A 12234-nucleotide genomic window follows, 5' to 3' on the forward strand; every position below is an offset into this window, starting at 1 on the left:
TCCACCCGTCCAGGTGCTAATACGCAGCGTAAGCGCCGCTCACGCGTTCAAATCACGCCGGCATAGACGCGACGCGGGTTTCAAATGGTGCTTGAACGCGTGGACGGCTCACGCGGTCCGGGGATCAGGTGCATCAAAATAGCCGTCCACCCTACGTGCCGATCCGCGCCCGGATCATCGGCAGCACCCGCTGCACGGTCGGCAGCGCTCCCTGCACCATCTTCCACGCCGACACCCCCGCCGCCGCCAGGGCCAACGCGCGCTTCGGCCGCGCGATCAGCAGACCCAGCGCCACGCCGGCACCGGTCAGCACCGACTTGCGGTGCTCGAACAGGAAACCGCCCGCATGCGCGGCACGCTCGGCCGGCAGCTTGAGCACATTCAAGGCATCGGCGATGTCGCCACGCTGCGCGGCGCATTGCGCCACCAGGTGGGCGCGGCGCACGGCCAGCGGTGTCGTCTCGCTATTCATGGGCCGCTCCCGTTCCCTTGATGAAGGCAAGGTCCTTGCCCAGTTCCGCGCGGGTGGCGGCCAGCATCGGTCCACGCGCGGCGAAGCCGGCACGTACCTTGAGCAGGATGAGGAGGGCGGCGAGGGCGAACAGACCCGCCATGCCGCCAGTTGCCAGCAAACGGTGCGTGTCCCAGAACAGGACGATGACGAACAGCGCCATGAGCAGCAGGGCGCCGGCGCCGAGGAAGGCGGCCAGCAGCGTCCAGGCCAGGTAGCCCAGCATCCGCCCCGCTTCTTCCTGCACCTCGACGGCCGCCAGCTCGAGGCGCGTGCGCGCCATGGCGACCAGCGTCGTGCCGATCCGGCCGACCGTCTCGCGCATCAGCATGAACTGCAATGCATCAACGCTGGCGGTTGATCAGCATGCCCAGCACGACGCCGACTGCCGCGCCGATGCCGACCGCTTTCCACGGATTTTCCTTGACGTAGACGTCCGTCGCCTTGGCCGCGGCCTTGGACTTTTCGACGACTTCCAGGTTCGCCAGGCCTTCCTTGGCGCTGGCGATGGCACCTTCGAACTTGGCCTTGGCCGCGTCGAACTGTTCGCCGGTCAGCGAGCCGCCGTGGCGCAGCCAGGCTTCGGCGTCCTGGATCACGGTTTTCAGGTCGGCCAGCAGCTGGTCGCGGGCGCCGGTCTGGGTCGGGATTTTTTCCATCATGGTGGACCTCTTTGTGGTGGGAGTTCAAGCGCTGCCTCGTGGGCAGCGACGCTTTGCTATTCGGACAATATTATCCTAATGCATAGTCTAACGCGACACCAAGAAATAGTGCCGCACCCAACCAATTGTTGTGGCGGAAGGCGGCGAAGCAGCGCATCCGGTCGCGGTCGCGGATCAGGGTGTAGTGGTAGAGCGCCATGCCGGCTGCCACGATTACGCCGGCGACGAACCACCAGCGCAGGCCCAGTATCCAGCCGCACAGGAGGTCGATCGCCAGCGCGATGCCGTAGCACAGCATGACGGCGGCGACGTCGAAACGCCCAAAGGTAATCGCCGAGGTGCGGATGCCGATCTTCAGGTCGTCGTCGCGGTCGACCATCGCGTATTCCGTGTCGTAGGCCACGGCCCAGAACACGTTCGCCACCAGCAGCCACCAGGCCACGGCGGGAACCTGCCCCTGCACGGCGGCAAAGGCCATCGGGATGCCGAAGCCGAAGGCGATGCCGAGGTAGGCCTGGGGGATGGCGAAGAAGCGCTTGAAGTAGGGATAGCTGCCGGCGACGATCACCGCCACCACCGACAGCTGCCTGGTCAGCGTATTAAGTGGCAGGATCAGCAGGAAGGAAACGATGGCGAGCACGACGGCGACCATCACCGCCTCCCAGCCGCGGATGCGCCCGCTGGTGAGCGGCCGGTCGACCGTGCGCTTGACGTGCTTGTCGAAATCGCGGTCGGCGTAGTCGTTGATGGCGCAGCCCGCCGAGCGCATCAGGGCGGTGCCGAGCACGAAGATCACCAGGATCATCGGATCGGGCTTGCCGTTCGACGCCATCCACAGCGCCCACAGGGTGGGCCAGAGCAGGAGGAGGATGCCGATCGGCTTGTCAGCACGGACCAGCCGGAAATAGAGCGCCAGCTTGTTCATTGTTTCGCTTTCTTGTCGCGCAAGAATATTGTGTACAAGACAGCGATTTTACTGCGTTTGGGGAAACGACCGGATGACATGCGATGCCGGTGCGGAAATAGGGAGGCATGCAGAGCGGCGGGTTCGTAGGGTGGGCACGGAGTGCCCACGCCGTATGGAACAGCCGCATGTCGAAACGCGACCGCGAATGCGAAGCGAAGGCGCAGCGGTCGCGTACGTCGCACAGTCTCGACACGCCACCGCGCTATACCGCGTGGGCACGGAGTGCCCACCCTACGCACTCCGATACCATCCGGATAATTCCCGGCGGTAGCGACGCCGGTCAGGCCGCCTTTTCCAGGGCCAGCATATCCACCCCTGGCAAATCGCACTGCGCCACCGCATTGCATACGGCTTCGATCGCTGCGCGCCGGGTAAAACTCTTGCGCCAGACGATGACGACGCGGCGCGAAGGCGCCGGCGCCGCGAATGGCACGAAGGAAAGCATGCCGTTCGGGTCGTCCATGTCGCGTACCGAGGCGCGCGGCAGGACGGTCAGGCCGATGCCGCTGGCGACCATGTGGCGGATCGTCTCCAGCGACGATCCCTCGAAGGTGCGCTGCATGCCGTTGCCCGGCGAGGAAAAGCGCGCCATTTCCGGGCAAACCTCCAGGACCTGGTCCCGGAAGCAGTGACCACTGCCCAGCAGCAACATGGTTTCCGCCTTCAGGTCGTCGGCCGGGATGTCGCGGCGTCGCGCCCAGGGGTGGGTACGCGGCGTGGCCACCACGAAGGGCTCGTCGTAGAGCGTCTGCATCAGCATGCCGTGGTCGGGAAGGGGAAGGGCCATGATGGCCGCGTCGAGCTCGCCCTGGCGCAGCAGTTCCAGCAACTTGACCGTGAAGTTTTCCTGCAGGACGAGCGGCATCTGCGGCACGTTGTCGATCAGGTTCTTTACCAAAGGCGGCAGCAGATAGGGGCCGATGGTGTAGATCACGCCCAGGCGCAGGGGACCGGCCAGCGGGTCCTTGTTCTGCTTGGCCAGTTCCTTGATGGCGGCCGTCTGCTCGAGCACGCGCTCGGCCTGGGCCACGATCTGGGCGCCGACCGGCGTCACCGACACCTCCGACCCGCCGCGCTCGAACAGCGTCACGCCGAGCTCGTCCTCGAGCTTCTTGATGGCAACTGACAGGGTGGGTTGCGCCACGAAACAGGATTCGGCGGCATGGCCGAAATGTTTGGCGCGCGCGACGGCAACGATGTACTTCAGCTCGGTCAGTGTCATGGCATGTGGCCGATCATTGCCGCAAGGAAGCTGCAGCGCGCCGGCGTGGTCGTTTTGGAAAGTGTATTTTAACGAGAAACTTCACGGGGAATCTTAGTCGATATAATTGCCGGGCGGGCGAATATTGCCCGACGTTGTACACGCAGTACAGAAAGACGTTCAGAAAGGTAAGCATGTCTACCCCCTTCGGTCCGGCCGATGCCCAGGCCTATATCCATAAACTGCTCACCGTCATGCACCAGCAGGGCGGCTCCGACCTCTTCATCTCTGCCGACTTTCCGCCCAGCATGAAGCACCAGGGCGCGATGAAACCGATGAGCCAGCAGCGCCTGACGGGCGAAGTCACGCGTGCGCTTGCGCTGTCGCTGATGAACGAACGCCAGCGCGCCGAGTTCGAAGCCGAAATGGAGTGCAATTTCGCGATCTCGCTGCCGAACGTCTGCCGTTTTCGCGTGAATGTATTCGTGCAGCAGCAGAGCGTCGGCATGGTGGTGCGCACGATCGCCTCGGAAATTCCGAACTTCGAGAAGCTCGAGCTGCCCGAGGTATTGAAGGACGTCGTCATGACCAAGCGCGGCCTGGTGCTGGTCGTCGGCGGCACGGGGTCCGGCAAGTCGACCACGCTGGCGGCGATGATCGACTACCGCAACAGCAACTCGGCCGGCCACATCATCACGGTGGAAGACCCTGTCGAGTACGTGCACAAGAACAAGAACTGCCTGGTGACGCACCGCGAAGTCGGCGTCGACACCCATTCCTGGCACAACGCGCTGAAGAACACGCTGCGCCAGGCGCCGGACGTGATCCTGATCGGCGAGATCCGCGACACCGAGACGATGGAGCACGCGATTGCCTTTGCCGAAACCGGCCACCTGTGCCTCGGCACGCTGCACGCGAACAATGCCAACCAGACAATGGACCGCATCATCAACTTCTTCCCGGAAGAGCGGCGCAACCAGTTGCTGATGGACCTGTCGGCGAACCTGCGCGCGATCGTCTCGCAGCGCCTGGTGCGCACCGCGGACGGCCTTGGCCGCAAGGCTGCCATCGAAATCCTGCTCAACACCCCGACCATCAGCGAGATGATCCTGAAGGGGAATTTCCATAGCATCAAGGAAATCATGCAGAAGTCGCGCGAACTGGGCATGTGCACCTTCGACCAGGCGCTGTACGAGCTCTACAACAAGGGCGACATCACGTATGACGAGGCGATCCGCAACGCCGACTCGGCCAACGGCCTGCGCCTGCAGATCAAGCTCTCCGGCGACCGCCGCGAGGCCGATACGGGCACGAGTGCAAAAGGCCCGGGCCTGTCGATGATGCTCGAAGAAGAACCACAAGACCCTGCCAATCCGACCTGACCGGTCCCAAGCCGAACCTTATGCCCCATTTCGAGAACAAGATCTGCTCGCGCGCCGAGCTCGAGGCGCGCGTTGCCGCACTGCCGAAACCCGTCGTCCTGACCAACGGCGTCTTCGACATCCTGCACCGCGGCCACGTCACTTACCTGGCGCAGGCGCGCGAACTGGGTGCCTCGCTGGTCGTCGCCGCCAATACCGACGCCTCCGTAAAACGCCTGGGCAAGGGCGACGACCGGCCCCTGAACACCCTGCACGATCGCATGGCGGTGCTGGCCGCGCTGGAATCGGTGAGCCTCGTGGTCGAATTCGACGAGGACACGGCCCTGGAAACCGTGCTCGAAGCGCGTCCGGAGATCTATGCCAAGGGCGGCGATTACGACATGACGGCCATTCCCGAAGGGCAGGCGGTGCTGGCCTATGGCGGGCGGGCGGTAGCGATCGATTTCGAGCACGACCGCTCGACGACGAAGCTGGTGGCGCGCATTCGCGGCTGACGGGGCCGCTTGATGCGACACCGCCTGTTCCTGTTCGACCTCGACGACACGCTGCTCGACTTCAAGGCGTCGGAGCGGCTGTCGTTCGAACGGACGATGGCTGGACTTGGCCTGGATGCCGTTCCGGCGGAATTGTTCGCGCGCTACCAGGCCATCAACATCGCGCTGTGGAAGGCCTTCGAGGCGGGCACGGTCTCCAAGGATTTCCTGAAGGTGGAACGCTTTCGCCGTACCTTCACCGACAGCAGGCTCGATCTCGACCCCGAGGCCGCGAGCGCGCTATACCTCGATGCGCTGGCGAACACGGTGGTCCTGATCGAGGGCGCGGCCGAACTGTGCGCGAGCCTGGCGGCCATCGGCGAAGTGGGCATCATCACCAACGGCATCGAGCACATCCAGCACCAGCGGGTGGCCGCGTCCAGCCTGCACGCGCACGTGTCCTTCGTCGCCACTTCGGAGGCCTGCGGCCATGCCAAGCCGGACAGCCGTTTCTTCGACTACACAGTGGGCATGGCGCGCCACTTTTCGCCGCCTGAAACGGTGATCGTCGGCGACCGCCTGGACGCCGACATCCTCGGCGCCAACCGCTTCGGGATCGCCAGCTGCTGGTTCAATCCGGGCGGCCAGCTTAACGACACGCAGGCCGTGCCAAGCTGCGTCGTGGCGCATCTGGACGAGGTCGTGCCGGCGCTACGCAGCCTCGCCTGAACCACCCATGAGAAGAGCGCCCATGCAACGAATCTTCCATTTCCTGCTGCTGCTCGGCGTTCTTTATGCCCTGGCCTGCGTGGCCCTGTTCGCGTTCCAGCGTTCCCTGATTTACTTCCCGCCGCAGGGCGCGGCGGTGCCGGCGCCGAAGACGTCCACGCTGGAGGTGACCGGCGCGCGGGTCAGGGTGTCGGAGCGGCCGCTGCAGGGAACCAGGGCCCTCATTTATTTTGGCGGCAACGCCGAAGATGTGACGATGAGCCTGCCTCAGCTGGACAGCGTCTTTCCCGACCGCGCCCTTTACCTGATGCATTACCGCGGCTATGCGGGCAGCACCGGCAAGCCGACCGAGAAAGCGCTGGTGGCGGACGCGCTGGCGCTGTTCGACCGCGTCCATGCCCAGCATGGCGATGTCGTCGTGATCGGCCGCAGCCTGGGCAGCGGCATTGCCGTACAGGTCGCGGCGGCGCGGCCCTTGTCCAGGCTGGTGCTGGTCACGCCCTACGACAGCCTGCAGGGGCTCGCCGCGGACCGGTTTTCCTGGTTTCCGGTGCGCTCGCTGCTGCAGGATAAATACGAATCCTGGCGCCATGCGCCGCGCGTGACCGCGCCTACCCTGCTGCTGGCGGCCGACCACGACGAGATCATTCCCGCCGCCAGCACGCGGCGTCTGCTGACGCGGTTCGCCCCCGGCGTGGCGAGCATGACGGTCATCGAAGGAAGCGGGCATAACACGATCTCGGATGCCAGCGCGTATGTTGAGTCGTTGAAGTGGGCGAAATAGAGCCCGCGTTCCATTGCACCGACATTTTCCGCCAGCGCAGCTTTTTTTTCGCATTGGTTGAATCCTTTTGCTTGTCGTCCGCCACTTAGGAGCAGAAGCACTTTTTCTGACCTACAAAAGGAGTCGACAATGTTTTTCCAGAAGAACCTCCCCGGTATCGAGCGTGCCATCCGTGTTGCCATTGGCTTCTGCCTGATCTGCTTCGGGCTGCTTTTCGCCCAGCACGGCTGGATGACATGGTCCGCCATCGGTGCCGGCGTGATCGCCGCATGCACCGGCTTCATCGGTTTTTGCCCGATGTGTGCCATGGCCGGACGCACACTGCAGGTCGATCCCCTGTTCACATCTATTAAGGAGGGAGCCATGTTTTGCAGCACGTCGGTCGGGATGCACCTATTGCGGGGAGGAGGCGCGCTGGCGCTGATCGCGCTTGCCATCCATCCAGGTTCGAGCCAGCCTTTGCACGTAGTGCCACTCATCCTGGGAGCCGTGCTGCTGCTGCGCGGTTGTCCCATGTGCTGGCTGATCGGCCTGGTGCAAACGATCGGAAACAAGCGCACATGATCCAGTTCGACCTACCCCTTGTCGAAGCAGCCTGTAGCGGAGACGCCGCGGCGATCGAGAAGCTGTTGGCGCTGTCCCAGCCGGATTTGCGCCGCTTCGCGCGGCGCTCCTGCGCCACCAGCGAAGACGCGGACGACGCGGTACAGGTAGCCTTATGGAACTTGCAGCGCAATATTGGCGCCATTCGGGTCATTGCCGCCCTGGCCGGATGGATGTTCAACATCATCGAGCGCGAGTGCTACCGCTTGCTGCGTATTCGAGGAAAGACCGAGGAGCTCACCGAATCGATGTGCAACTCCCTGGAGCAACCGGTTTCAAACGATGCCCTCCGGCGCGACCTCGCCTGTGCGATGGCGGCCCTGCCGCCGGCGTACCGCGAGGTGCTGATCTTGCGTGATGTCGATGAATTGACGGCGCCGGAAGTCGCCGAGACGCTGCGGATTTCCGTGCCTGCCGTCAAAAGCCGCTTGCACCGCGCCCGCGCCATGATGCGCGAGCGCCTGCTAGCGAGCGGCTATACGGCTGTGCGCCAATGAGGGGACGACCGGTTTTAAAGCAATATCCTCAGCCCAGGAGCGTCTTCCAGTAGTGAGATCTTCCGCATGTCGGCTGCCTGCTGGAACCGGAGTTTATTGCCTGCGATAGTGTCGATGCACGCAGATGAGGATTGTCCCTGCTACCCACAAGTATCCGCCGATGGCAAGTCCGCGAGACAGAGCAAAGCTGTCTCCACTCCCACATCCACCAGCAGGGAGCACCAGGCACAGCAAGGCAAGCACGATCGCTACCCGAGCGATGACTGTATGCAATTTGGTCAGGGACCGACGGGCCCAAGCACCTTCGATGATCAACAGGACGCCGAGATTGGCGAACCAGCGCGGATCAAGGACTAGCCCGCCCATTATCAGGACCTGATACCCCAGGAGGCCTCACCTTGCCCGCAGGTAAAAGCAGGAAGCGACAAGCTTGCGAGATAAGCAGCCAGACCAACGAGCAGCAGGACGGGGGAAGGGGCGCGAAGTAGCGGTGGGATTGCCATCGGACTCGTGCTTTCAGGCCCCGCCCGCATACCCGTTCTGGCGCCACGCCTCATACACCACCACCGCCACCGTATTGGACAGGTTCAGGCTGCGGTTGTCCGGCATCATCGGCAGGCGGATGCGCTGGGCGGGCGGGAAGCTTTCGCGCAGGGCGGGGTCGAGGCCGCGCGATTCGGCACCGAACACGAAGACGTCGCCCGGCCGGAAGGCCGCGTCCGCGAAGGGCGATGAGCCATGGGTCGTGAGCGCGAACATGCGTGCCGGGTCGGGTTGGGCGTCCGCCAGAAAAGCATCCCAGTGCTTGTGCACCTTCATCGTCGCGTAGTCGTGGTAATCGAGGCCCGCGCGCCGCATCTTGGCATCATCGAGCGGAAAACCGAGCGGTTCGATCAGGTGCAGCTGCACGCCGGTATTGGCGCACAGGCGGATGACGTTGCCCGTGTTGGGCGGAATTTCTGGTTCGACCAGGACGACGTGAAACAAGCAATTCTCCTTCGTTGACAAGATGGCGCATCGATGCGGTGACATCGATGCGGTGGCATCAATGCGGCGGCATCAATGCGGCGGCGTGCGCGCGAACACCAGGTTCGACACGCGCGCCGCGCCGGCGGCCTTCAAGGTGGCCGCTACTTCGTTCAGCGTGTGGCCGCTGGTCATGACGTCGTCGACAACGCCGATGTGGCGGCCGGATACCAGTGCGCCATCCCGGGCGTGACGGCGAACGCGCCCGGATGTTGCGTGCCCGTTCGCGCGGCGCGACGCCGGACTGCCGCCGCCGTCGACGACGACCCGCGTGAGCAGGCGCGGTGCCAGCGCGATGCCGAGCCCGCGTGCCAGCGGCCGGGCGATCTCGAGCGCCTGGTTGTAGCCGCGTTCGACCAGGCGGCCGGGCCCCGGGGTACCGGGCACAGCACGTCTGGCAGGGCCAGCCGGGCCGGGCCAGCACAGCCCCGGACAAGCGCTGGCCGAACCAGGGTGCGAGCGGCAGGCGCGCGCCGAACTTCAGCGCCAGCACCAGGCCGTCGAGCGGCGCTTCGTAGTCGCAGGCGGCGAGGGTGGCATCGAAAGCCGGCGGGTCCGCCAGGCAGGCGCCACACTGCCCCCGTCGTCTGCCGTGCCGAGCGGGTTGGCGCAGCACGCGCAGCGCGCCGGGGACGCGGCTCCCCGCGTGGCATAGCGTGCGGTGCAGGGCGTGCAGACGACCTCGTCGGCGCGCTCGCCGCACAGCGCGCAGGAGCAGGGCAGCAGCGAGGACAACAAGGTTTTCCCCAGGCCAGACCAGGCATTGTGCGGCCAGCGGCCCCTCCACAGACCTGCTTGCCCGGCCATCGGCTCGACTCCCCACAAACATGTACACTCCCGCCATTATCTCATTTCAAAGCTTCAAGACCATGGCTTCTCCCCAGTCTCCCTCCAAAATGAGTGCGCCGATTGACGCGTCGCGCGTGCGTGCGCTGTTCGCGGAACCTGGGCGCGTGGCGCCAGGCGACTTCCTGCGCCGCGAGATTGCCGAACGCATGCACGAGCGCCTGAGCCTGGTGAAAATCGTGCCCCAGCGCGTGCTCGATGCCGGTTGCGGCGCCGGGCCCGACCTGGAACTCCTGCAAAAGCGTTACCCGGCTGCCCATATCGTCGGCCTGGATGCGTCGCCCGCCATGCTGGCGGCGGCGCGGGCGGCCGCACCGCAGGCAGGCTCGGGCATGCGTTCGCTGAACCAGATGCTCAGCCGCTTGATGCCCGCCAAGGCCGGCGTCGACCTGGTTTGCGGCGACTTCGGTGCCCTGCCATTCGGGCCGAACTCGCTCGACCTGGTCTGGTCGAACCTGGCACTGCACTGGCATCCGCAACCCGACCGCGTCTTCTCCGAGTGGCGCCGCACCCTGCGCGTGGACGGCTTGCTGATGTTCTCCAATTTCGGACCCGATACCTTCAAGGAGCTGCGCGCCGCCTTTGCTGAAATGGACGAAACCCCTCACACGCTGCCTTTTGTCGACATGCACGATTTCGGCGACCAGCTGATCGAAGCGGGCTTCTCGACGCCGGTCATGGACGCCGAGCGCATCACCGTCACCTACGGCACGGTGGACGCGCTGCTGGCCGACGTGCGCGCGGTCGGCGGCAATCCGCTGGCGACGCGCCGGCGCGGGCTGGTCGGCCGCGCCGCATGGGGCCGCATGCGCGACGCGCTCGAGGCCGGGCGCGGCGCCGACGGCAAGATTGACCTGAGCTTCGAAGTCATCTACGGCCACGCCTTCCGGCCGGTGCCGAAGAGCACGGCGTCGGGCGAATCGATCGTGCGCTTCCAGCCACGTAAGCCGTAGACCGGCTGGCCCCCGCCCGGTGCCGATCGTCGCCGTGTGGGAACGAGCGCGTGCCGTGGGCATCCTGTTCCCGCACGCACCACAACAGTTGCCCAGAACAAGGATTTTCCTTGAATAAAAATTAGCCATTTGAGTATAATCAATGACTATTTTTTCGCCCTATGAGCCAGAAACGCTGAAAAAGCGGGCAAAACAGGGCGGCATTTAGAAAATTGAAAAGCAGCATCAGCAAGTTTCGCGCCCGCCAGTGTGTTTGCAGTTGCTGGTGGACGTTGCAAGGTTTCGTACTATGCACGTCCACGCCGCGCCGCCGGGACTTGGAACTTGCACTTGGTTTCGGAGCGGCGGCGGTTCGTTCATGGAATTGCTGACCGTTTAAAAATATTCTTATTTTGGGTGGTTGGGGACAACATGACATATGCAAAGCGACTTCACGCCATGGTGCTCGGTCTCGCGGTAGCGACCAGCATCCCGGCGCTGGCAGCCCCGGAGATCACGGGACGGCCGGTAGAACACCAGTTGAACATGCAGCCTCAGGTGACTGCGGTCGGCGCAGACATCTATAACCTGCATAACTGGATGATGCTGGTTTGCCTGGTCATCTTCATCGGCGTCTTCGGCGTCATGTTCTATTCGGTGTTCAAGCACCGCAAATCCCTCGGCCACAAACCGGCCACCTTCCACGAATCGACCGCCGTCGAAATCGCCTGGACCGTCGTTCCTTTCCTGATCGTCATCGGCATGGCCCTGCCTGCCACCAAGACCGTCATCGCACTGAAGGACACCTCCAACGCCGATTTGACCATCAAGGCCACCGGCATGCAGTGGAAATGGGGCTACGACTACCTCAAGGGCGAAGGAGAAGGCATCAGCTTCCTGTCGAACCTGGCCACCCCGCGTACCCAGATCGGCGCGCCCGGCACCCCCGCCACCGAAGCGCGCGGCGAAAACTACCTGATCGAAGTCGACAACGAAGTGGTCGTCCCGGTCGGCAAGAAGGTGCGCATGGTGCTCACCGCCAACGACGTCATCCACGCCTGGACCATTCCCGCCTTCGGCATGAAGCAGGATGCGATTCCCGGTTTCGTGCGCGATGGCTGGTTCAAGGCCGACAAGATCGGCGTCTACCGCGGCAACTGCGTCGAGCTGTGCGGCAAGGACCACGCCTTCATGCCGATCGTCGTGCGTGTCGTATCAAGCGAGGACTATACTGCCTGGGTCAACACCAAGAAGAAGGAAATGGCTGCGCTGGCGGACGATCCGAACAAGGTCTGGACCATCGACGAACTGAAAACCAGGGGCGAGCAGGTGTACGCCGCCAATTGCGTGGCCTGCCACCAGGCCAACGGCAAGGGCGTGCCGAATGCCTTCGCGCCGCTGGACGGTTCGGAAGTCGTGAACGGCGAGAAGGGCCACCAGATCGCCGTGCTGCTCAATGGCCAGGACACCCCGCGCTACGGCACGGCCATGCCGGCCTGGAAGCAACTGTCGGACACCGAGATCGCCGCCGTGATCACCTATACCCGCAACACCTGGTCGAACAAGGCCGCGGAAAACATCGTTCAACCGGCCGAGATCATGGCTGCGCGTAGCAAGTAAC

General features: G+C 64.2%; 15 protein-coding genes. 8 read left to right on the forward strand and 7 right to left on the reverse strand.

The window, feature by feature from the left end:
- Nucleotides 1-151: 151 nt before the first annotated feature.
- From G4G28_RS04830 to G4G28_RS04850, 5 genes are all read right to left on the reverse strand, one after another.
- The gene (locus tag G4G28_RS04830; protein WP_183108098.1) at nucleotides 152-472 is read right to left on the reverse strand and encodes a YqjK family protein; all 321 of its coding nucleotides are present in this window, start codon (nucleotides 470-472) and stop codon (nucleotides 152-154) included.
- Complete coding sequence (locus G4G28_RS04835; protein ID WP_182991058.1) at nucleotides 465-842, reverse strand: phage holin family protein; 378 nt, start codon at nucleotides 840-842, stop codon at nucleotides 465-467. The genes G4G28_RS04830 and G4G28_RS04835 overlap by 8 nt, the downstream gene beginning before the upstream one ends.
- 13 nt (nucleotides 843-855) lie before the next feature.
- Complete coding sequence (locus tag G4G28_RS04840) at nucleotides 856-1173, reverse strand: YqjD family protein (RefSeq protein WP_182991059.1); 318 nt, start codon at nucleotides 1171-1173, stop codon at nucleotides 856-858.
- 70 nt (nucleotides 1174-1243) lie between these two features.
- On the reverse strand, nucleotides 1244-2098 hold the full coding sequence (gene ubiA, locus G4G28_RS04845) for a 4-hydroxybenzoate octaprenyltransferase (protein WP_182991060.1): 855 nt from the start codon (nucleotides 2096-2098) through the stop codon (nucleotides 1244-1246).
- Nucleotides 2099-2420: 322 nt separating this feature from the next.
- Nucleotides 2421-3362 carry a hydrogen peroxide-inducible genes activator gene (locus G4G28_RS04850; RefSeq protein ID WP_182991061.1) on the reverse strand — a complete coding sequence of 314 codons (942 nt, stop codon included), beginning with the start codon at nucleotides 3360-3362 and terminating at the stop codon, nucleotides 2421-2423.
- A gap of 173 nt (nucleotides 3363-3535) precedes the next feature.
- On the opposite strand from G4G28_RS04850, the gene G4G28_RS04855 reads away from it, so the two are divergent.
- The 6 genes from G4G28_RS04855 to G4G28_RS04880 all read left to right on the forward strand — a co-directional run bounded on the left by G4G28_RS04855 (nucleotide 3536) and on the right by G4G28_RS04880 (nucleotide 7809).
- Nucleotides 3536-4723, forward strand: a complete 1188-nt coding sequence (locus G4G28_RS04855; RefSeq protein ID WP_182991062.1) for a PilT/PilU family type 4a pilus ATPase — start codon at nucleotides 3536-3538, stop codon at nucleotides 4721-4723.
- Nucleotides 4724-4743: 20 nt separating this feature from the next.
- Nucleotides 4744-5217: an adenylyltransferase/cytidyltransferase family protein gene (locus G4G28_RS04860; protein WP_182991063.1), complete on the forward strand. Its 474-nt coding sequence runs from the start codon at nucleotides 4744-4746 to the stop codon at nucleotides 5215-5217.
- Nucleotides 5218-5229: 12 nt separating this feature from the next.
- Nucleotides 5230-5925, forward strand: coding sequence for a YjjG family noncanonical pyrimidine nucleotidase (locus G4G28_RS04865; protein WP_182991064.1), 696 nt, complete (start codon nucleotides 5230-5232; stop codon nucleotides 5923-5925).
- A gap of 22 nt (nucleotides 5926-5947) precedes the next feature.
- Entirely contained in the window at nucleotides 5948-6709 is a 762-nt protein-coding gene (locus G4G28_RS04870; protein ID WP_202033731.1) for an alpha/beta hydrolase, read from the forward strand.
- 129 nt (nucleotides 6710-6838) lie between these two features.
- Entirely contained in the window at nucleotides 6839-7273 is a 435-nt protein-coding gene (locus G4G28_RS04875; protein ID WP_182991066.1) for a DUF2892 domain-containing protein, read from the forward strand.
- Nucleotides 7270-7809, forward strand: a complete 540-nt coding sequence (locus tag G4G28_RS04880; protein ID WP_182991067.1) for an RNA polymerase sigma factor — start codon at nucleotides 7270-7272, stop codon at nucleotides 7807-7809. The genes G4G28_RS04875 and G4G28_RS04880 overlap by 4 nt, the downstream gene beginning before the upstream one ends.
- Nucleotides 7810-8325: 516 nt before the next feature.
- On the opposite strand, the gene trmL is transcribed toward G4G28_RS04880, so the two are convergent.
- Together trmL and G4G28_RS27960 are read right to left on the reverse strand one after the other, a co-directional pair.
- Entirely contained in the window at nucleotides 8326-8796 is a 471-nt protein-coding gene (gene trmL, locus G4G28_RS04885; RefSeq protein WP_182991068.1) for a tRNA (uridine(34)/cytosine(34)/5-carboxymethylaminomethyluridine(34)-2'-O)-methyltransferase TrmL, read from the reverse strand.
- A 72-nt stretch (nucleotides 8797-8868) separates the two neighbouring features.
- Nucleotides 8869-9222 (reverse strand): phosphoribosyltransferase family protein, encoded by a 354-nt coding sequence (locus G4G28_RS27960; protein WP_308601796.1) that lies wholly within the window; start codon nucleotides 9220-9222, stop codon nucleotides 8869-8871.
- 509 nt (nucleotides 9223-9731) lie between these two features.
- On the opposite strand from G4G28_RS27960, the gene G4G28_RS04895 reads away from it, so the two are divergent.
- Nucleotides 9732-10634, forward strand: a complete 903-nt coding sequence (locus G4G28_RS04895; protein WP_182991070.1) for a methyltransferase domain-containing protein — start codon at nucleotides 9732-9734, stop codon at nucleotides 10632-10634.
- A 411-nt stretch (nucleotides 10635-11045) separates the two neighbouring features.
- A complete protein-coding gene (gene coxB, locus G4G28_RS04900; protein WP_182991071.1) occupies nucleotides 11046-12233 on the forward strand; it encodes a cytochrome c oxidase subunit II in 1188 nt (395 codons plus the stop codon).
- Nucleotide 12234 lies beyond the last annotated feature (1 nt).

This window comes from Massilia sp. Dwa41.01b (assembly GCF_014171775.1).
In the GTDB taxonomy this organism is placed as follows: domain Bacteria; phylum Pseudomonadota; class Gammaproteobacteria; order Burkholderiales; family Burkholderiaceae_D; genus Telluria.